At 49.1% G+C, this 19,320-nt stretch carries 19 protein-coding genes and 2 pseudogenes; 15 read left to right on the top strand and 6 right to left on the bottom strand.

Going from position 1 to position 19,320, the window contains the following annotated elements; genetic code table 11:
- Window positions 1–95 precede the first annotated feature (95 nt).
- Complete coding sequence (locus tag A1WG_RS01725; RefSeq protein WP_000736410.1) at window positions 96–269, top strand: YdcA family protein; 174 nt, start codon at window positions 96–98, stop codon at window positions 267–269.
- 72 nt (window positions 270–341) lie between these two features.
- Here A1WG_RS01725 and A1WG_RS24915 read toward each other — a convergent pair.
- Together A1WG_RS24915 and A1WG_RS25215 are read right to left on the bottom strand one after the other, a co-directional pair.
- Window positions 342–454 (bottom strand): annotated as a pseudogene (locus A1WG_RS24915) (Hok/Gef family protein).
- Window positions 402–546: pseudogene (locus A1WG_RS25215) on the bottom strand (hypothetical protein). Before A1WG_RS25215 ends, A1WG_RS24915 begins: the two co-directional pseudogenes overlap by 53 nt.
- Before the next feature lie 199 nt (window positions 547–745).
- Between A1WG_RS25215 and A1WG_RS01730 the strand changes: the two are divergent.
- The gene (locus A1WG_RS01730; protein ID WP_001098610.1) at window positions 746–2,386 is read left to right on the top strand and encodes a methyl-accepting chemotaxis protein; all 1,641 of its coding nucleotides are present in this window, start codon (window positions 746–748) and stop codon (window positions 2,384–2,386) included.
- A 37-nt stretch (window positions 2,387–2,423) separates the two neighbouring features.
- Here A1WG_RS01730 and A1WG_RS01735 read toward each other — a convergent pair whose 3' ends face one another.
- Window positions 2,424–3,347 (bottom strand): LysR substrate-binding domain-containing protein, encoded by a 924-nt coding sequence (locus A1WG_RS01735; protein ID WP_000414559.1) that lies wholly within the window; start codon window positions 3,345–3,347, stop codon window positions 2,424–2,426.
- Window positions 3,348–3,563: 216 nt separating this feature from the next.
- On the opposite strand from A1WG_RS01735, the gene A1WG_RS01740 reads away from it, so the two are divergent.
- The 4 genes from A1WG_RS01740 (at window position 3,564) to rimL (ending at window position 7,741) form a co-directional block, all read left to right on the top strand.
- On the top strand, window positions 3,564–4,907 hold the full coding sequence (locus A1WG_RS01740; RefSeq protein WP_001516428.1) for a 2-oxoadipate dioxygenase/decarboxylase HglS: 1,344 nt from the start codon (window positions 3,564–3,566) through the stop codon (window positions 4,905–4,907).
- A 225-nt stretch (window positions 4,908–5,132) separates the two neighbouring features.
- On the top strand, window positions 5,133–6,788 hold the full coding sequence (gene opgD / locus A1WG_RS01745) for a glucan biosynthesis protein OpgD (RefSeq protein WP_061090526.1): 1,656 nt from the start codon (window positions 5,133–5,135) through the stop codon (window positions 6,786–6,788).
- Between the two features lie 140 nt (window positions 6,789–6,928).
- Entirely contained in the window at window positions 6,929–7,153 is a 225-nt protein-coding gene (locus tag A1WG_RS01750; protein ID WP_001516426.1) for an HP1242/YdcH family protein, read from the top strand.
- Window positions 7,154–7,201: 48 nt separating this feature from the next.
- Entirely contained in the window at window positions 7,202–7,741 is a 540-nt protein-coding gene (gene rimL, locus A1WG_RS01755; protein ID WP_001516425.1) for a 50S ribosomal protein L7/L12-serine acetyltransferase, read from the top strand.
- On the opposite strand, the gene ydcK is transcribed toward rimL, so the two are convergent.
- Window positions 7,733–8,713, bottom strand: coding sequence for a YdcK family protein (gene ydcK, locus A1WG_RS01760; RefSeq protein ID WP_001234026.1), 981 nt, complete (start codon window positions 8,711–8,713; stop codon window positions 7,733–7,735). The genes rimL and ydcK overlap by 9 nt on opposite strands.
- Window positions 8,714–8,836: 123 nt before the next feature.
- On the opposite strand from ydcK, the gene tehA reads away from it, so the two are divergent.
- The 3 genes from tehA to A1WG_RS01775 all read left to right on the top strand — a co-directional run bounded on the left by tehA (window position 8,837) and on the right by A1WG_RS01775 (window position 11,390).
- The gene (tehA, locus tag A1WG_RS01765) at window positions 8,837–9,829 is read left to right on the top strand and encodes a dicarboxylate transporter/tellurite-resistance protein TehA (protein WP_024191883.1); all 993 of its coding nucleotides are present in this window, start codon (window positions 8,837–8,839) and stop codon (window positions 9,827–9,829) included.
- Window positions 9,826–10,419 carry a tellurite resistance methyltransferase TehB gene (tehB, locus tag A1WG_RS01770; RefSeq protein WP_001516423.1) on the top strand — a complete coding sequence of 198 codons (594 nt, stop codon included), beginning with the start codon at window positions 9,826–9,828 and terminating at the stop codon, window positions 10,417–10,419. The genes tehA and tehB overlap by 4 nt, the downstream gene beginning before the upstream one ends.
- A gap of 302 nt (window positions 10,420–10,721) precedes the next feature.
- Window positions 10,722–11,390 (top strand): DUF3313 domain-containing protein, encoded by a 669-nt coding sequence (locus tag A1WG_RS01775; RefSeq protein ID WP_001261035.1) that lies wholly within the window; start codon window positions 10,722–10,724, stop codon window positions 11,388–11,390.
- A gap of 34 nt (window positions 11,391–11,424) precedes the next feature.
- Here A1WG_RS01775 and A1WG_RS01780 read toward each other — a convergent pair whose 3' ends face one another.
- Entirely contained in the window at window positions 11,425–12,636 is a 1,212-nt protein-coding gene (locus tag A1WG_RS01780; RefSeq protein ID WP_071990339.1) for a benzoate/H(+) symporter BenE family transporter, read from the bottom strand.
- Window positions 12,637–12,688: 52 nt separating this feature from the next.
- Here A1WG_RS01780 and A1WG_RS01785 point away from each other — a divergent pair, with 52 nt between their 5' ends.
- Together A1WG_RS01785 and rlhA are read left to right on the top strand one after the other, a co-directional pair.
- Entirely contained in the window at window positions 12,689–13,225 is a 537-nt protein-coding gene (locus tag A1WG_RS01785) for a helix-turn-helix domain-containing protein (protein ID WP_001516421.1), read from the top strand.
- Window positions 13,226–13,297: 72 nt separating this feature from the next.
- Entirely contained in the window at window positions 13,298–15,259 is a 1,962-nt protein-coding gene (gene rlhA, locus A1WG_RS01790; protein WP_024191881.1) for a 23S rRNA 5-hydroxycytidine C2501 synthase, read from the top strand.
- A gap of 93 nt (window positions 15,260–15,352) precedes the next feature.
- On the opposite strand, the gene A1WG_RS0122490 is transcribed toward rlhA, so the two are convergent.
- A complete protein-coding gene (locus A1WG_RS0122490) occupies window positions 15,353–15,583 on the bottom strand; it encodes a DUF2554 family protein (RefSeq protein WP_000494240.1) in 231 nt (76 codons plus the stop codon).
- A gap of 221 nt (window positions 15,584–15,804) precedes the next feature.
- On the opposite strand from A1WG_RS0122490, the gene hicA reads away from it, so the two are divergent.
- The 4 genes from hicA to ydcS all read left to right on the top strand — a co-directional run bounded on the left by hicA (window position 15,805) and on the right by ydcS (window position 19,315).
- The gene (gene hicA / locus A1WG_RS01795; protein ID WP_000813795.1) at window positions 15,805–15,981 is read left to right on the top strand and encodes a type II toxin-antitoxin system mRNA interferase toxin HicA; all 177 of its coding nucleotides are present in this window, start codon (window positions 15,805–15,807) and stop codon (window positions 15,979–15,981) included.
- Between the two features lie 45 nt (window positions 15,982–16,026).
- Entirely contained in the window at window positions 16,027–16,443 is a 417-nt protein-coding gene (gene hicB, locus A1WG_RS01800; protein WP_077627724.1) for a type II toxin-antitoxin system antitoxin HicB, read from the top strand.
- 78 nt (window positions 16,444–16,521) lie between these two features.
- Window positions 16,522–17,931, top strand: coding sequence for an aminotransferase-like domain-containing protein (locus A1WG_RS01805; RefSeq protein WP_001516419.1), 1,410 nt, complete (start codon window positions 16,522–16,524; stop codon window positions 17,929–17,931).
- Between the two features lie 238 nt (window positions 17,932–18,169).
- The gene (ydcS, locus tag A1WG_RS01810; RefSeq protein WP_000047463.1) at window positions 18,170–19,315 is read left to right on the top strand and encodes a putative ABC transporter substrate-binding protein YdcS; all 1,146 of its coding nucleotides are present in this window, start codon (window positions 18,170–18,172) and stop codon (window positions 19,313–19,315) included.
- Window positions 19,316–19,320: the final 5 nt, after the last annotated feature.

Genomic DNA, 19,320 nt, shown 5'->3' with positions numbered 1-19,320 from the left:
CCCAATCCAATCTTTGATCTCCCTAAGTGAAATAAAAACTGTCCGGCGTATAACTTTTGTACCGAACATAAGATTCGGCAAACCATGGAGGTTATATGAAGAAGTTGTCATTTATTTTACTGATAGGATTACTGATGTCTTTTTATGCTGATGCAGGGCGAAAACCTTGTTCCGGTTCGAAAGGGGGGATCTCTCACTGCACTGCTGGCGGCAAATTTGTCTGTAACGATGGTTCTATCAGCGCATCGAAAAAAACGTGCACTAACTGAAAAGTAAAAAGGGGTGCCATGAGAAAATGAACCTGCCAGCCAGATACGCGGGGAAAACTCCCTGCGCTGCCCTTACCTGGACGTGCAGGCCATGAGGCTGCCACCTCCTTTTCACCGTCCCGGAACCGCAGTTCATAGAGCGTTTGTCGGGTCAGGAGTGTGAATGCCAGTATTGTGAAACAAATAATGAGCAGACACGCCACCTGGGGGGCGCTTCATAGCCTTTCTCTCTGCCGGATGGCGGGTAAGAGGCTAACATCCGAATTGTGTGGTTCATTCGTTGGCCTCGGTTGATAGCATTATCGATCGGGGCCTTCGTCCTTCTGATTCCCGGTTTCTTCATTCCGGCGGTAATAATCTCTCATCGCAATAATTGTTGTAAAAATGTGATATGAACAGGTTTTTGGCAGTAAGCAATTACCGTCAATTGCCGATGACCCTCTATCGGGAGTAAACCTGGAAGAGAGACCACGGTCATGAATACAACATCCTCACACCGCTCAGGCTTTTTACATCACATCAGATTGGTTCCGTTATTTGCCTGCATTCTTGGCGGCATATTATTTCTTTTTGCTTTGAGTTCAGCCCTGGCTGGATATTTTCTCTGGCAGGCTGACCGCGATCAGCGAGATGTCACCGCCGAGATCCAGATTCGCACGGGGTTAGCAAATAGCTCTGATTTTTTGCGTTCAGCCCGAATCAATATGATTCAGGCCGGGGCGGCGAGTCGGATCGCAGAAATGGAAGAGATGAAAAAAAATATTGCACAAGCAGAATTGCAGATTAAACAGTCGCAGCAAGGTTATCGCGCTTACCAGAATCGCCGTGTGAAAACACGTGATGATGAAGCTCTGGATGCTGAATTAAATCAACGTTTTCAGGCTTATATAACAGGTCTGCAACCCATGTTGAAATATGCCAAAAATGGCATGTTCGAAGCGATTATTAATCATGAAAGTGAGCAGATCCGATCGCTGGATAATGTTTATAGCCAGATTTTAAACAACGCTGTTGAAATACGTAGTGCCAGAGCAAATCATCTGACGGAGCAGGCGCATCAGCGCACTCGACTGGGGGTGATGTTTATGATTGGTGCGTTTGTGCTTGCCCTGGTCATGACGCTGATGACCTTTATGGTTTTGCGTCGGATAGTGATTCGACCTCTGCAGCATGCTGCGCAACGCATTGAACAAATTGCCAGCGGCAATCTGACAATGGCTGACGAACCTTCTGGGCGCAGTGAAATTGGCCGTTTAAGCCGTCATTTGCAGCAAATGCAGCATTCGCTGGTGATGACTGTCGGGACGGTACGTCAGGGGGCGGAGGAGATTTATCGCGGCACCAGCGAAATTTCCGCTGGCAATGCCGACCTTTCTTCGCGCACTGAAGAACAGGCCGCGGCGATTGAACAAACCGCTGCCAGCATGGAGCAACTCACTGTGACAGTCAAACAGAATGCGGATAATGCCCACTACGCAAGCCGTCTGGCGCAAGAGGCTTCCATTAAAGCCAGCGATGGTGGGCAGACGGTCTCCGGCGTGGTGAAAACGATGGGGGATATCTCCAGCAGTTCAAAGAAAATTTCCGAAATTACCGCCGTGATCAACAGTATTGCCTTCCAGACAAATATTCTGGCGCTCAATGCAGCCGTTGAAGCCGCGCGGGCCGGTGAGCAAGGGCGCGGATTTGCTGTCGTTGCCAGTGAAGTGCGTACACTCGCCAGCCGTAGCGCTCAGGCAGCGAAAGAAATTGAAGGCCTGATCAGTGAATCAGTCAGATTAATTGGGCAAGGAGCTAATGAGGTGACGACAGCAGGGAAAACCATGAGTGCCATAATGGACGCTGTGGCGAGCGTCACGCATATCATGCAGGAAATAGCTGCTGCGTCGGATGAGCAAAGCAGGGGCATAACGCAAGTCAGTCAGGCGATTTCTGAAATGGATAAAGTGACGCAACAGAATGCCTCATTGGTGGAAGAGGCTTCTGCGGCGGCGGTATCCCTTGAAGAGCAGGCGGCGCGATTAACTGAAGCGGTAGATGTATTCCGTCTGACGAAACAATCTGCGCCGGCAGCTCAACGAGTGGCGGGGGATTCAGTTAGTCTGGTAACGGCGTGAAAAGATTAAAGAAGGGATCTCAAGATCCCTTTACCTTTCAGAACGGCATTGATTTCCGAATGGCGTTAATCATTAGCTGACAGCCGGAAGAGAGCGTCGCATCTACGCGTGTTAGTATTCCAATAGGTTCGCCAGCACCCTGTCCCGAAACAGGCAGCGCCACCAGCGTGGCATGACGCAGATCGTCTTTTACTGCGCCAGAAGGGACAAACCATACATAGTCATATTCAACCGTAAGCTGACGTGAAAGAGAGGCTGAAAGCGTTTCGATACAACCCGAAGGAATTTTACAACCCTGGCTCTGTACTAGCGCATCTGAATGTTGGCGTGGTGCAGTGCCTTCCGGTGATACGACAACAGGCCATTCCAGTACCCGACTTAGCGTCACGTTTTCCTGCAGGAGTGGGTGATTAGGCCGGACAACCAGTTTCAGTGATTCGAGAAACAGCAATTCATAATTAAGCCCGGTCATCAGTTCAGGATCTGACATCCGGCCAACACCGATATCGATTTCTCCTGTTTTTAATCCGGCCAGAATCATGGTGTTACTCATGGTGGCGACTTGCAGAGTGGTCTCTTTTTGTTGTTGATGAAACTGACCGATAACGGAAGGCAAGATCCCCAGCGCAGCAGTAGGTAATGCACCAACTCTTACAACATCATTGTTAAGTCCTTCTTTACGATTAAGCGCCTGACCAGCGGTGTTGATGGCGTCAAGCACTCTGACTGCATGGGTTAAAAATTGCTCGCCGGGTAAGGTAAGTTGTGCGCCCTGACGTCCACGGTCAAATAAGCGAGCGCCCGTCAATTGCTCCAGTTCATTCAGTGTCTTAGAGAGCGCAGGTTGGCTCAGATTAAGGGTTTCAGCCGCGCGCCCCAAAGTTCCTTGTTGTGCGACAGCTACGAATGTATGAAGGTGGCGCAAACGGATGCGCTGACTAAACAGACTATTTTTTTCCATAAGCGATGTTAAAAACGAAGCGGTGCCGCTGACAAGTGAAGTTGTTTAATTATGATAACCTGATTGCAAAATATTATTAACATTTAAAGCAATTTTGTTACCTTGGAATGTCCAGCTTTGCTGATTTCGCGGGGAGATCACAGTTTGTAAATTCTTCACACCAGAGTGAATGCGGTTACCTACACTCCAGATTATCGACCACTGGAGGCAGATATTATGGCGAACAGCATCACGGCGGATGAGATTCGGGAACAGTTTTCGCAGGCAATGTCTGCCATGTATCAGCAAGAAGTTCCACAGTACGGTACGTTGCTGGAACTGGTAGCTGATGTAAATCTGGCTGTGCTGGAAAACAATCCCCAACTGCATGAAAAAATGGTTAATGCGGATGAGCTGGCGCGACTTAACGTTGAACGTCATGGCGCGATACGTGTGGGAACTGCGCAGGAGCTTGCTACATTACGGCGGATATTCGCCATTATGGGGATGTATCCGGTGAGCTATTACGATCTCTCGCAGGCGGGCGTGCCGGTACATTCCACGGCATTTCGTCCTATCGATGATGCCTCGCTGGCGCGTAATCCTTTCCGGGTTTTTACCTCATTACTTCGCCTTGAGCTTATCGAAAACGAAACCTTGCGCCAGAGGGCGGCGGAGATTTTGCATCAGCGCGATATCTTTACCCCGCGTTGTCGACAACTGTTAGATGAATATGATCAGGAAGGTGGCTTTAGCGAAGCACAGGCACGGGAGTTTGTGCAGGAAGCTCTGGAGACGTTTCGCTGGCATCAATCGGCAACGGTGGATGAAGAAACCTATCGCGCATTGCATAACGAACATCGACTAATTGCTGATGTGGTCTGTTTTCACGGCTGCCATATTAACCACCTGACGCCACGTACCCTGGATATCGACAGAGTTCAGTCGATGATGCCCGAATGCGGTATCGAACCCAAAATTCTGATCGAAGGACCGCCGCGCCGCGAGGTGCCGATTTTACTGCGCCAGACCAGCTTTAAGGCGCTGGAAGAGTCGGTCATGTTTGCAGGGCAAAAGCAGGGGACGCATACCGCGCGCTTTGGCGAGATAGAGCAACGCGGTGTGGCGTTAACGCCGAAAGGACGGCAACTGTATGATGTACTTCTGCGTAATGCCGGAACAGGACAGGATAATCTCACTCACCAACTTCATCTGCAGGAAACCTTTAGTGCCTTTCCGGACAGTGAATTTCTGATGCGACAGCATGGATTGGCATGGTTTCGTTATCGCCTGACGCCGTCGGGTGAGGCACATCGTCGGGCGATTCATCCCGGTGATGATCCTCAACCTTTGATCGAACGTGGTTGGGTCGTAGCGCAACCTATTACTTATGAGGATTTTCTGCCGGTTAGTGCTGCGGGGATCTTCCAGTCGAATCTGGGCAATGAAACGCAAATGCGCAGTCGCGGCAATGCCAGCCGGGAAGCTTTTGAACAGGCGCTGGGGTGTCCGGTGTTTGATGAGTTTCAGCTCTATCAGGAAGCGGAAGAACGCAGTAAACGTCGCTGTGGTTTGCTTTAAAATTCGGTGCATCCGACTTTGCAAAAATTTGCCTGATTTTACAAACGAATCAGGCTCTTCCCATCGACAGAAAAAAAATGCCAATTTGTGCAGATTCTCTGTGTCTAACAATTGGATTATTAATAAATATTGTCTAGAGTGAGCGGTTATAAACAAGCATTTTCTTGCCGCTGAATACGACCAGCGCGGGACCATTCACTACACCAGAAGGACTCACTTTCAGGTATGGATCGTAGACGATTTATTAAAGGTTCAATGGCTATGGCCGCCGTGTGCGGGACTAGCGGCATTGCTTCTCTTTTTTCTCAGGCTGCGTTCGCAGCAGAATCGGACATTGCCGACGGGCAAACCCAGCGTTTTGACTTCTCTATTTTACAGTCAATGGCGCATGATTTAGCGCAAAAAACGTGGCGAGGCGCGCCGCGTCCGTTACCCGATACGCTGGCGACAATGACGCCTCAGGCCTATAACAGCATTCAATACGACGCCGAAAAATCGTTATGGCATAACGTTGAAAATCGCCAGCTTGACGCTCAGTTCTTCCATATGGGAATGGGATTCCGTCGCCGCGTGCGCATGTTCTCTGTCGATCCGGCAACTCATCTGGCGCGCGAAATTCACTTCCGCCCGGAGTTATTCAAATACAACGATGCGGGTGTCGATACCAAACAACTGGAAGGGCAAAGCGATCTCGGCTTTGCGGGGTTCCGAGTGTTTAAAGCGCCAGAACTGGCGCGCCGCGACGTAGTTTCTTTCCTCGGTGCCAGTTATTTCCGTGCTGTTGATGACACTTATCAATATGGTTTGTCGGCGCGTGGTCTTGCGATCGACACTTATACCGACAGCAAAGAAGAGTTCCCCGACTTTACCGCTTTCTGGTTCGATACGGTAAAACCGGGTGCAACCACCTTTACCGTTTATGCGTTGCTCGATAGTGCCAGCATTACCGGTGCCTATAAGTTCACCATCCATTGTGAGAAGAGCCAGGTGATTATGGATGTTGAGAATCACCTGTATGCGCGCAAAGACATTAAACAACTGGGCATTGCGCCGATGACCAGCATGTTCAGTTGTGGTACTAACGAACGTCGGATGTGTGACACCATCCATCCGCAAATCCATGACTCCGACCGTCTTTCCATGTGGCGGGGTAATGGTGAGTGGATCTGCCGTCCGCTGAATAACCCGCAAAAATTGCAGTTCAATGCCTATACCGACAACAACCCCAAAGGGTTTGGTTTATTGCAACTGGATCGCGACTTCTCCCATTATCAGGACATCATGGGCTGGTACAACAAACGCCCAAGTCTGTGGGTGGAGCCACGTAACCAGTGGGGGAAAGGCACTATCGGTTTGATGGAGATCCCGACAACAGGGGAAACGCTGGATAACATTGTCTGTTTCTGGCAACCGGAGAAAGCAATTAAAGCGGGCGACGAACTGGCGTTCCAGTATCGTCTGTACTGGAGTGCGCAACCTCCTGTTCATTGTCCATTAGCGCGAGTTATGGCGACGCGTACCGGCATGGGTGGTTTTCCGGAAGGCTGGGCACCAGGTGAACACTATCCGGAAAAATGGGCGCGTCGTTTCGCCGTCGATTTTGTCGGTGGTGATCTGAAAGCAGCAGCGCCGAAAGGGATTGAACCGGTCATCACGCTTTCCAGTGGTGAAGCGAAGCAAATCGAAATTCTCTACATTGAACCAATAGATGGTTACCGTATTCAGTTTGACTGGTATCCGACCTCGGACTCTACCGAACCGGTTGATATGCGGATGTATCTACGTTGTCAGGGCGATGCCATCAGTGAAACATGGCTGTATCAATATTTCCCACCAGCACCGGATAAACGTCAGTATGTTGACGATCGCGTGATGAATTAATCGTCTTTTCTTCGGCACCTTCTTCCGGAGGGTGTCGTCTGGTTAAACACGATCCTGCTCGCATTTTTCCTTACGTTAAATGAGTAATCTGATGGTGTGTATTTCAGATACACCTTGTCAGCCACTAACAGGGAGTGCGTATGTTTCCAGAATACCGAGATTTAATATCCCGTCTGAAAAACGAAAATCCTCGCTTTATGTCCTTGTTCGATAAACACAATAAACTTGATCATGAAATTGCCAGAAAGGAAGGTTCTGACGGTCGAGGGTACAATGCGGAAGTGGTTCGCATGAAAAAACAAAAGTTACAGTTAAAGGATGAGATGCTTAAAATCCTGCAGCAGGAAAGCGTCAAAGAGATGTAAACTTTCTAAGCCGCCAGCAGGGCGGCTTTTTAAACTGATGTAAGGATTATGACCGAGACGATTAAAGTGAGTGAATCACTTGAATTACGTGCCGTTGAAGAAAGACACGTCACACCGCTGTATCAATTAACCTGTAAAAACAAAACCTGGTTACAACAATCGTTAAACTGGCCGCAGTTTGTGCACAGCGAAGAGGACACGCGAAAAACGGTGCAGGGCAATATGATGTTGCATCAACGCGGCTATGCCAAAATGTTCATGATTTTCAAAGAAGATGAACTCGTCGGCGTTATCTCATTTAATCGTATAGAACCGCTGAATAAAACGGCGGAAATCGGCTACTGGCTGGACGAGTCCCATCAGGGACAGGGGATTATTTCTCAGGCGCTGCAGGCGTTTATTCATCATTATGCCCGGATTGGTGAGCTACGACGCTTCGTGATCAAATGTCGGGTGGACAATCCGCAAAGCAACAAGGTAGCCGTGCGTAATGGTTTTACACTGGAAGGTTGTCTGAAACAGGCTGAATTCCTTAACGATGCTTACGATGATGTGAATATATACGCGCGCATTATCGATTCACAATAATCCCGCCAGAGGCGTTCGTGTAATACGTTCCTCGCCGTTAATAACTTTTGGACCACGTACATGAATAGTGTCGCCATCAAAGGCTTCGACGACGGCGTGGTCGGTTATCTCCACATGGTTTTCAATCATTACCGCGCCTGTAATGCAACTGTCACCTTGTATGATAACGTGCTCGTCGAGCAGAATCGGACCACCACGCACAATGGCGTTACCACCAACCAGAACATGATGCTTTAACACACAATTACCTTCTACCGTGGCATGTTCCGCTACCTGGGAACTGTAGTGAAGGGTGGGAATGGCATCTTCTCCTGTCCCGGCAATCACACGTGCATGACCGTAGACTTTCGCACAGTCGCACAGCCAGACGTTGTTTTCTTCATTGCCTTCAATACGGGCAAAATCAAAAACTTCGGCGCGATGCTCAATAAATGCATACCGGACGACGGCATCGCCATAAATTTGCGCCTGATGGACAACACGCGAGGTGCTAACCCTGGCGCGATCATAAATTTGCAGCAGAAGATGGTGGTCGGGCGTTAGCCCTTGCGTGGCGACGATCATTGAATGTTGATCGATACAGGCATGACCAAAAATTCTACACTGACCACATATTAATGAGTCTTTAATCGTGACGTTGTCACTTATATGTGCACCCTGGCTGATTTCACTATTATCGATCCAGGTGTTATCCGTTGCGTAGACCTCCCCCCGCAGCACGCAACTACCGGTGATACGCGTATTACCGGAAACAACCGTTCCGCCGAAAGCAATGGTATTCTGGTCGTAAATCCAGCAATTTCCCTCCTGTGCCAGCGCCGTTTCGCTATCGATCCAGCCGCCAGCGGTTCCCGTTATCACATCGTTAAAATCGGCTACGGCAATAATCTGCCGTAATAACACACTCTTTTTATCGCCATCTTCCTGATAACTAAAGGCTCGCTGTTCTTCACTGAGACGATATTTGCGCATAGCGTTTTCCCGCAGGTGACTTACTATAACCGTAGCAAATTCTGCGACTCTGGCTATGTTTGAGAAATTTCCATAAAATGCATTTCAAATATACTTTATAAATTAAACAAAATGAGTAAGAAGATACAGAGCGATAAAGTGCTCAATTTACCGGCTGGCTACTTTGGCATTGTGTTGGGAACGATAGGGATGGGGTTTGCCTGGCGCTATGCCAGCCAGGTTTGGCAGGTCAGTCACTGGTTAGGTGATGGTCTGGTGATCCTGGCGATGATCATTTGGGGATTACTGACCACGGCATTTATCACCCGGCTGGTGCGCTTTCCGCACAGTGTGCTGGCAGAAGTGCGCCATCCGGTGATGAGCAGTTTTGTTAGTTTGTTTCCGGCAACGACGATGCTGGTAGCAATTGGTTTCGTGCCGTGGTATCGCCCGTTGGCAGTGTGTCTGTTCAGCGTTGGCGTAGTGATTCAACTGGTTTACGCCGCCTGGCAAACTGCCGGATTATGGCGCGGTTCTCACCCTGAAGAAGCGACGACACCGGGGCTTTATTTGCCGACTGTTGCCAATAACTTTATCAGCGCAATGGCCTGTGGTGCGTTAGGTTACACTGATGCCGGTCTGGTTTTTTTAGGCGCTGGCGTCTTCTCCTGGTTGAGTCTTGAACCGGTGATCCTTCAACGGCTGCGTAGTTCGGGTGAGTTACCCACGGCGCTGCGGACATCGCTCGGTATTCAGCTTGCCCCTGCGCTGGTCGCTTGTAGCGCCTGGTTAAGCGTTAACGGTGGCGAGGGTGACACACTGGCGAAAATGCTTTTCGGTTATGGGCTGCTGCAACTACTGTTCATGTTGCGCCTGATGCCGTGGTATCTCTCGCAACCGTTTAATGCCTCATTCTGGAGTTTCTCGTTCGGCGTATCCGCGTTGGCAACTACCGGTTTGCATCTGGGTAGCGGCAGCGATAATGGTTTTTTCCATACGCTGGCGGTGCCGCTATTTATCTTTACCAATTTTATTATCGCATTACTGCTCATCCGTACTTTCGCGCTTCTGATGCAGGGGAAATTATTAATCAGAACTGAGCGCGCCGTTTTAATGAAATCCGAGGACAAAGAATGATCATTCGTGATGAAAACTACTTTACTGATAAATATGAATTAACCCGCACACATTCCGAAGTTCTGGAAGCCGTGAAAGTGGTTAAACCGGGTAAAACGCTGGATCTGGGCTGTGGCAATGGTCGTAATAGCCTTTACCTTGCAGCTAATGGTTTTGATGTTGACGCATGGGATAAAAATGTTATGAGCATTGCCAACGTTGAGCGCATTAAAACCATTGAAAATCTGGAAAATTTACGTACTCAGGTTGTCGATCTGAATAGCCTCACGTTTGATGGACAATACGATTTTATTCTTTCTACTGTGGTGCTGATGTTCCTGGAGGCGAAAACCATCCCAGGGCTGATTGCGAATATGCAGCGCTGCACAAAACCCGGCGGTTACAACCTGATTGTGGCGGCAATGGATACCGCTGATTTCCCATGTACTGTCGGCTTCCCATTTGCCTTCAAAGAGGGGGAGTTGCGTCGATATTACGAAGGCTGGGAGATGCTGAAATACAATGAAGACGTTGGTGAACTACACCGAACCGACGCCAACGGTAATCGTATTAAACTACGTTTTGCTACTATGTTGGCGCGCAAAAAATAATCAGAAAAGGACAATGCGCATGGAAATGCTTCGCGTAGAGATGATTAACGGCTGTTCTTTTCGGTAGGCATGTTTTTTATCAATATGGTGTGAAATAAATCACAAGAAGCGAAGTTTTTTATTAGCTTAACATCCTGAAGATTAACAACTGATGATTGACTCAGCCCCCTTTTCGTCATTGACTATATTGTCAGAAAAGGGGCTGGAAAATTTATTTTCAACAACACTTTTTTTGCCACAACACGAAGCGGCGCTTTTTGCTATAACTTAAAAAGTAATATAATTATCTCAGGAAATTATTCATGCGTACCACATCGATTGCGAAAGTTGCGGCTTTATGCGGTTTGTTGGCTCTGTCTGGTTGTGCCTCTAAAATCACCCAGCCGGATAAATATTCTGGTTTTTTAAACAATTACTCCAACCTTCAAGAAACAACGTCAGCAACGGGCAAACCGGTATTGCGCTGGGTTGATCCAAATTTTGATCAAAGCAAATATGACAGCATTGTCTGGAATCCGATCACCTATTACCCAGTGCCAAAAGCCTCTACCCAGGTAGGGCAGAAAGTTCTGGATAAAATTTTGAGCTATACCAACACCGAAATGAAAGAAGCGATTGCGCAGCGTAAACCACTGGTGACTACCGCTGGCCCACGTAGTCTGATTTTCCGTGGTGCTATTACCGGTGTTGATACCAGCAAAGAAGGGTTACAGTTCTATGAAGTTGTTCCTGTCGCATTAGTTGTTGCGGGGACGCAAATGGCGACGGGCCACCGTACCATGGATACCCGCTTGTACTTTGAAGGTGAGCTGATTGACGCGGCTACCAACAAACCGGTGATTAAAGTGGTTCGCCAGGGCGAAGGTAAAGACCTGAATAACGAAAGTACACCAATGGCTTTCGAAAACATTAAGCAAGTTATTGATGACATGGCGACGGATGCCACCATGTTTGACGTTAACAAAAAGTAATACCAGTCGCGCCATCGTAAGATGGCGCTTCTTATTATCGGTTTCTACCAGCCATTAAATTCAACATCACGTAACAGACGCCACCGGCAATTAATCCCCAAAACGCTGAACCAATCCCAACCAATGTCAGTCCGCTCGCCGTTACCAGAAATGCTACCACAGCAGCGTCGCGCTCACGTTCATTATGCAACGCCTGATACAAACTGCCGCCAATGGTACTTAACAGCGCCAGACCCGCCAGCATCTGGATCCAACTTACGGGCAGGGTAGCCATCATGCCCGTAATGGCACTGCCAAATAAACCCGCCAGTAAATAAAAGACGCCAGCCGCGGCGGCGGCCAGCCAACGGTGATCTTTGTCCGGGTGCGCTTCCGGGCTTTGGCAAATAGCAGCAGTAATTGCCGCAATCCCTACGGAATAAACGCCAAACGGAGAAAATAGAAGTGCCAGTAGTCCAGTAAAGACAATCAGCGGCGAAACGGGAACCGAATATCCAGCCGCTTTCATCGCTGCAATCCCCGGCGCGTTTTGCGACGCCATCGTCACCAGAAAAAGTGGTAGCGCAACACTTAAACTGTGAGAAAACGAAAATTCTGGATCGATATAAGCAGGAAGAACGGGTTTAAAAACAACATTTTTTGTGACAACGTCACCTTGCAGTATTACCACCAAAATTCCGACAACCATAGCCGCGATTACGGCATAACGTGGCGCAAAAGCCTTCGTCGCCAGCCAGACCAGCAACATACTTCCGCACAACGTAAACTGACCATCCAGGCTGGCAAACGCCTGTAAACCAAAGCGTAATAAAATCCCGGCCAGCATCGCTGCTGCAAGAGAATGCGGAATAATGCGCATCAGGCGGGCGAATAATCCCGTCACACCACAGAGGACAATCAACGCGTTCGTGACCATAAAAACGCCGATGGCTTCGTTAAGCGTGAGTCCCTGCAATCCTGTTACTAACAAAGCCGCGCCAGGCGTTGACCATGCGGTCAGAACCGGCACGCGATACCACAATGTCAGGGCAAGAGTACTGAACCCCATTGCCAGTCCCAGTGCCGTCATCCAACCGGAGATTTGCGCAGTGGTGGCACCCGCGACAATCGCTGCCTGCCATATTATTGCCGCCGAACTGGCGTAGCCGATCAATACCGCCAGAAATCCCGCCAGTAATGTAGGTGGAGGAACAGAAAACAGACGCATAATCACCTCGTGCGTTATAGCGGACAGGCACCGTAGCATTTGTCCGTTATAACGCACAAGTGATAAACTCCTGTTTTGCAGGAGGAGTCGCATGGAAAATCTCGCTCACTATTTATCCGCCACGCTTAAATATCTTCGTCAGCAACGAGGCTGGAGTCTTTCTCGACTGGCAGAAGTTACGGGCGTTTCTAAAGCGATGTTAGGGCAGATTGAACGTAATGAATCCAGCCCGACGGTCGCGACATTATGGAAAATCGCCACCGGAATGAACGTGCCGTTTTCGACGTTTATTTCGCCGCCGCAGAACGCTATACCATCAGTTTATGATCCACAACAGCAGGCGATGGTGATCACCTCGTTGTTTCCTTATGATCCACAACTCTGCTTTGAACACTTTTCGATCCTGATGGCTCCTGGCGCAATAAGTGAATCGACGCCACACGAAAAGGGGGTGATTGAACATGTCGTCGTCATCGAAGGGCAGCTTGAACTGTGCGTTGATGGTGTGTGGCATAGTCTTAATCGTGGAGAAGGCATCCGTTTTGCCGCCGATGTCGCTCATGCCTATTGCAACCGTGACGAGCAAAGCGTGCATTTTCATTCCCTCATTCATTACCCACGTAGTTAAACAGGAAAACTATTTCGCAACGTCACGCTTGTGGCTAAAATAGCCGCCATTTTTCAGCTACTGGATAAGAAAGTGACCGTATCTTCTCATCGCCTTGAACTGTTAAGCCCGGCACGCGATGCCGCCATTGCCCGCGAAGCTATTTTGCACGGTGCCGATGCTGTTTACATCGGTGGCCCTGGTTTTGGTGCCCGTCATAACGCCAGTAATAGCCTGAAAGATATTGCCGAACTGGTGCCATTTGCTCATCGTTATGGCGCAAAAGTTTTCGTCACCCTTAATACCATTTTGCATGACGAAGAACTGGAACCGGCGCAGCGGTTGATTACCGATCTTTATCAGACCGGCGTTGATGCACTGATTGTGCAGGATATGGGGATTCTGGAACTTGATATTCCACCGATTGAACTGCACGCCAGCACGCAGTGTGATATTCGCACGGTGGAAAAAGCGAAGTTCCTCTCTGACGTTGGCTTTACGCAGATCGTGTTGGCGCGTGAGCTTAACCTGGAACAGATCCGCGCGATTCATCAGGCCACAGACGCGACCATTGAGTTCTTTATTCATGGTGCACTGTGCGTGGCATATTCCGGTCAGTGCTACATTTCTCATGCACAAACGGGGCGTAGCGCCAACCGTGGCGATTGCTCACAGGCGTGCCGTTTACCATACACGTTGAAAGACGATCAGGGGCGGGTGGTTTCCTATGAAAAACATCTGCTGTCGATGAAAGATAATGATCAGACTGCCAATCTTGGCGCTCTGATTGATGCTGGTGTGCGCTCCTTCAAGATTGAAGGGCGTTACAAAGATATGAGCTACGTGAAGAATATCACCGCGCATTATCGCCAGAGGCTGGATGCCATTATTGAAGAACGTGGCGATCTGGCACGTGCTTCATCTGGTCGTACCGAGCACTTTTTTGTACCTTCGACGGAAAAAACCTTCCATCGTGGCAGTACAGACTACTTTGTTAACGCGCGTAAAGGCGACATTGGCGCGTTCGATTCCCCGAAATTTATTGGCCTGCCAGTGGGTGAAGTATTGAACGTTGCTAAAGATCATCTCGATGTTGAGGTCACCGAACCGCTGGCTAACGGCGATGGTCTGAACGTAATGATTAAACGTGAAGTCGTCGGCTTTCGTGCCAACACGGTAGAGAAAACGGGGAAAAACCAGTACCGCGTCTGGCCAAATGAGATGCCAGCAGAGCTGCATAAAATTCGTCCACACCATCCGCTTAACCGTAACCTTGACCATAACTGGCAACAGGCGCTGACCAAAACCTCCAGTGAGCGCCGGGTCGCTGTAGATATTGAACTTGGCGGCTGGCAGGAACAACTCATTCTGACGTTAACCAGCGAAGAGGGCGTCAGCATCACTCATACCCTGGATGGGCAATTCGACGAAGCGAATAACGCCGAAAAAGCACTCACCAATCTGAAAGAGGGATTGTCGAAGCTGGGGCAGACTATCTATTACGCTCGTGATGTACAAATTAACTTGCCGGGGGCGCTGTTTGTGCCAAACAGCCTGTTAAATCAGTTCCGTCGTGAAGCCGCCGAAATGCTGGATGCCGCGCGTCTTGCCAGTTACCAGCGCGGCAGCCGTAAACCGGTTGCTGATCCTGCGCCGGTTTATCCGCAAACGCATCTGAGTTTCCTCGCGAACGTTTACAACCAGAAAGCGCGTGAATTTTATCATCGCTATGGTGTGCAACTGATTGATGCGGCGTATGAGGCACATGAAGAGAAGGGCGAGGTTCCGGTGATGATCACCAAGCATTGTCTGCGCTTTGCTTTCAATCTGTGTCCGAAGCAGGCGAAAGGCAATATCAAAAGCTGGAAGGCAACACCAATGCAACTGGTTAACGGCGATGAAGTGTTAACGCTGAAGTTTGATTGCCGTCCATGTGAGATGCACGTCATCGGCAAAATCAAAAATCACATTCTGAAAATGCCGTTACCGGGAAGCGTTGTTGCATCCGTAAGCCCGGATGATCTGCTGAAAACATTGCCGAAGCGGAAAGGATAAACCGCAAGTTTTCAGGGTTATTCACAGCTCATTGAATCTGCATGATATTGTTGGCCGGATAAGGCGTTCACGCCGCATCCGGCAACAAACGACTCAACTCTGACCCGCTTCTGGTTTACGTGATTTTTGCCAGTAAAAATGCTCGCGTAAGCCTTCTGCCGATTCTTCCGCAACGGCGCGCAATTCATCGCTGTCCGCTTCATGGCGCAGTTGATGATCCACATTTTTCACCCATAAAAACTCATGTCCTTTGTGTCCTGCCATTAGTTGCCCGGAGAACAGCGCGCAGGTTAATAAGACTACCGATAACGCCTTCGTAAACATCCCGCCACCTTTTTCTTACCTTTTGCCGCTATGATGCCGACAGTTTCTTGAGGTTATTATTCTGTTTTGCAAATTAGCGCAAAGAAATTCTGGAATCTGCCTTCCTGATTTTGCATTGCATTCTGCCGTTGCGGCGATTAAGTGCTATTTTCGAGCAAATTACACACGGAGGTAAACACTAATGTTTACTTTGTTGATATACTCAGCGGCAGGGAGGCGATGTGAAACAAAGCGAGTTCAGACGTTGGCTCGAATCTCAGGGCGTCGATGTAGCGAATGGCAGCAACCATTTAAAACTCAGGTTTCACGGGAGGCGCAGTGTCATGCCGCGTCACCCCAGCGAAGAGATTAAAGAACCATTGCGTAAAGCAATTCTGAAACAACTCGGTTTGAGTTAATCGCCAATTAAAAAGGTTAATGACATGCGAGAGACAGTCGAAATTATGCGTTATCCCGTCACTCTTACACCCGCGCCGGAAGGCGGTTATATGGTTTCTTTTGTGGATATCCCCGAAGCGTTGACGCAGGGAGAAACGGTCGCTGAAGCGATGGAAGCAGCAAAAGATGCCTTACTGACCGCATTTGATTTTTATTTTGAAGATAACGAACTCATCCCGTTACCTTCGCCATTGAATAACAACGATCACTTTATTGAAGTACCTTTAAGTGTTGCTTCTAAGGTATTGCTGCTAAATGCTTTTTTACAGTCAGAAATCACTCAGCAAGAGTTAGCCAGACGAATTGGCAAACCTAAACAGGAGATTACTCGCCTATTTAATTTGCACCATGCGACAAAAATCGACGCCGTCCAGCTCGCGGCTAAGGCGCTTGGCAAAGAGTTATCGCTGGTGATGGTTTAATTACAGTTAACACAAAGTTGTCATTTTTAACAACTGATATAGACTGCCGGATCACCTGCACACTATAACGATTCAAAAATGAAAAAATACCAGCAACTGGCGGAACAATTACGCGAGCAAATTGCGTCAGGCATCTGGCAGCCTGGCGATCGTCTGCCTTCGTTACGTGAACAGGTGGCGCTTTCTGGCGTGAGCTTTATGACCGTCAGCCATGCCTACCAGTTGCTCGAAAGTCAGGGACATATTATTGCGCGGCCGCAGTCGGGTTATTACGTTGCGCCACAGACAATAAAAATGCAGAAAGCGCCAGTCATTCCGGTCACACGTGATGAAGCTGTCGATATTAATACCTATATTTTTGACATGTTGCAGGCCAGTCGCGATCCGTCGGTAGTGCCGTTTGCCTCAGCCTTTCCCGATCCGCGGCTTTTCCCACTGCAACAATTGAACCGCTCGCTGGCGCAAGTAAGCAAAACCGCCACGGCAATGAGCGTGATCGAAAACCTACCGCCAGGGAATGCCGAGCTTCGCCAGGCTATTGCTCGCCGCTATGCCTTACAGGGTATCACCATTTCGCCTGATGAAATCGTCATTACCGCCGGTGCATTAGAGGCATTAAATCTCGGTTTGCAAGCAGTCACAGAACCGGGCGATTGGGTGATAGTAGAGAATCCTTGTTTCTACGGCGCGTTGCAGGCGCTGGAACGATTACGGCTGAAAGCGTTATCGGTGGCGACGGATGTTAACGAAGGGATCGACCTTCAGACGCTGGAACTGGCGTTACAGGAGTATCCGGTGAAAGCGTGTTGGTTAATGACTAACAGCCAGAATCCGCTCGGTTTTACCTTAACGCCGCAGAAAAAAGCGCGGTTGGTAGAGTTGCTCAACCAGTACAACGTGATGCTGATTGAAGATGATGTCTACAGCGAGTTGTACTTTGGGCGGGAAAAACCGCTGCCTGCAAAAGCCTGGGATCAATATGATCGTGTGCTGCATTGCTCATCATTCTCTAAATGCCTGGTGCCAGGTTTTCGTATCGGCTGGGTCGCCGCAGGAAAACATGCGCGTAAAATCCAACGCTTGCAATTGATGAGTACGCTTTCCACCAGCTCACCGATGCAACTTGCGCTGGTGGATTACCTTTCGACACGCCGCTACGATGCCCATCTGCGTCGTCTACGTCGACAGCTTGCGGAACGCAAACAACGCGCCTGGCAGGCGCTGCTGTGTTATCTGCCTGTGGAAGTCAAAATACACCATAACGACAGTGGTTATTTTCTCTGGCTGGAACTTCCCGAACCGTTAGATGCGGGAGAATTAAGTGTTCAGGCACTGGCACATCACATCAGTATTGCGCCTGGTAAAATGTTTTCTACTGGCGAAAACTGGTCACGTTTTTTTCGTTTTAATACTGCATGGCAGTGGGGAGAACGCGAAGAACAAGCGGTAAAACAATTAGGCAAACTTATTCAAGAGCAGTTGAAATAGATTCCAATTTAATTTCCCTCCGGTTGAGCAATAGGAAATTCGAATAGCTCCAGTATTCCTTAACCCCTTGTCTATACTCCAGAAGATAGCCTCTAAAATTGCGTAATGCGCGTTAGCTCACAACCTGACTAAATATTTTCAGGGGCGAAGGTACGCCTGCAATGCGCCGTCTATGGTTAAACAGGGAGATATTTTTACGGCACGGCTGCTGACAATAATGACAACAGGAGTAAGACCTATGAGCAAGACATTTGCCCGCAGCAGCCTGTGTGCGCTAACCATGACTTTAATGACCGCCCACGCCGCCGAACCCCTCACTAATTTAGATAAACCGGAAGGACGACTGGATATTATCGCCTGGCCGGGATACATCGAACGTGGACAAACCGATAAACAATACGACTGGGTTACGCAATTCGAAAAAGAAACAGGTTGCGCGGTAAATGTGAAAACCGCCGCCACTTCCGATGAAATGGTCAGCCTGATGACCAAAGGCGGTTACGATCTGGTCACGGCGTCCGGTGATGCTTCACTGCGTTTGATTATGGGTAAACGTGTGCAGCCGATTAATACCGCACTGATCCCCAACTGGAAAACACTCGACCCACGCGTAGTAAAGGGCGACTGGTTTAACGTTGGCGGCAAAGTTTATGGCACGCCGTATCAGTGGGGGCCGAACCTGCTGATGTACAACACCAAAACCTTTCCGACGCCACCGGATAGCTGGCAGGTTGTCTTTGTGGAACAGGAACTGCCGGACGGTAAGAGCAATAAAGGCCGCGTACAGGCTTATGACGGCCCTATCTATATTGCCGATGCCGCGCTGTTCGTCAAAGCGACTCAGCCGCAGTTGGGCATCAGCGATCCGTACCAACTGACCGAAGATCAATATCAGGCGGTGCTGAAAGTACTTCGCGATCAACATGGTTTGATCCATCGCTACTGGCATGACACCTCTGTACAAATGAGCGATTTCAAAAATGAAGGCGTGGTAGCTTCCAGCGCATGGCCATATCAGGCCAACGCATTGAAAGGCGAAGGACAACCGATCGCCACCGTCTTCCCTAAAGAGGGCGTCACCGGCTGGGCTGATACCACTATGCTGCATAGCGAAGCAAAACATCCGGTTTGTGCCTACAAATGGATGAACTGGTCATTAACACCAAAAGTGCAGGGTGATGTGGCAGCCTGGTTTGGCTCACTGCCTGTGGTGCCGGAAGGCTGTAAAGCCAGTCCGTTGCTGGGCGATAAAGGCTGTGAAACTAATGGATTTAACTATTTCGACAAAATCGCCTTCTGGAAAACGCCCATCGCAGAAGGGGGAAAATTTGTCCCATATAGCCGCTGGACGCAGGATTACATTGCCATTATGGGCGGCCGCTAACTTCG

This window comes from Escherichia sp. KTE96 (genome assembly GCF_000408525.1).
Lineage (GTDB): Bacteria > Pseudomonadota > Gammaproteobacteria > Enterobacterales > Enterobacteriaceae > Escherichia > Escherichia marmotae.
The sequence above is the reverse complement of the archived record's forward strand: the minus strand, read 5'-3'. Positions and strand labels throughout refer to the sequence as shown.

What these genes read in the sequence shown, in the direction of transcription:
- A1WG_RS01725 (WP_000736410.1), top strand. Translation starts at nt 96, where the DNA reads ATGAAGAAGTTGTCATTTATTTTACTGATAGGATTACTGATGTCTTTT.
- A1WG_RS01730 (WP_001098610.1), top strand. Translation starts at nt 746, where the DNA reads ATGAATACAACATCCTCACACCGCTCAGGCTTTTTACATCACATCAGA.
- A1WG_RS01735 (WP_000414559.1), bottom strand. Translation starts at nt 3,347, where the DNA reads ATGGAAAAAAATAGTCTGTTTAGTCAGCGCATCCGTTTGCGCCACCTT.
- A1WG_RS01740 (WP_001516428.1), top strand. Translation starts at nt 3,564, where the DNA reads ATGGCGAACAGCATCACGGCGGATGAGATTCGGGAACAGTTTTCGCAG.
- opgD (WP_061090526.1), top strand. Translation starts at nt 5,133, where the DNA reads ATGGATCGTAGACGATTTATTAAAGGTTCAATGGCTATGGCCGCCGTG.
- A1WG_RS01750 (WP_001516426.1), top strand. Translation starts at nt 6,929, where the DNA reads ATGTTTCCAGAATACCGAGATTTAATATCCCGTCTGAAAAACGAAAAT.
- rimL (WP_001516425.1), top strand. Translation starts at nt 7,202, where the DNA reads ATGACCGAGACGATTAAAGTGAGTGAATCACTTGAATTACGTGCCGTT.
- ydcK (WP_001234026.1), bottom strand. Translation starts at nt 8,713, where the DNA reads ATGCGCAAATATCGTCTCAGTGAAGAACAGCGAGCCTTTAGTTATCAG.
- tehB (WP_001516423.1), top strand. Translation starts at nt 9,826, where the DNA reads ATGATCATTCGTGATGAAAACTACTTTACTGATAAATATGAATTAACC.
- A1WG_RS01775 (WP_001261035.1), top strand. Translation starts at nt 10,722, where the DNA reads ATGCGTACCACATCGATTGCGAAAGTTGCGGCTTTATGCGGTTTGTTG.
- A1WG_RS01780 (WP_071990339.1), bottom strand. Translation starts at nt 12,636, where the DNA reads ATGCTACGGTGCCTGTCCGCTATAACGCACGAGGTGATTATGCGTCTG.
- A1WG_RS01785 (WP_001516421.1), top strand. Translation starts at nt 12,689, where the DNA reads ATGGAAAATCTCGCTCACTATTTATCCGCCACGCTTAAATATCTTCGT.
- A1WG_RS0122490 (WP_000494240.1), bottom strand. Translation starts at nt 15,583, where the DNA reads ATGTTTACGAAGGCGTTATCGGTAGTCTTATTAACCTGCGCGCTGTTC.
- hicB (WP_077627724.1), top strand. Translation starts at nt 16,027, where the DNA reads ATGCGTTATCCCGTCACTCTTACACCCGCGCCGGAAGGCGGTTATATG.
- A1WG_RS01805 (WP_001516419.1), top strand. Translation starts at nt 16,522, where the DNA reads ATGAAAAAATACCAGCAACTGGCGGAACAATTACGCGAGCAAATTGCG.
- ydcS (WP_000047463.1), top strand. Translation starts at nt 18,170, where the DNA reads ATGAGCAAGACATTTGCCCGCAGCAGCCTGTGTGCGCTAACCATGACT.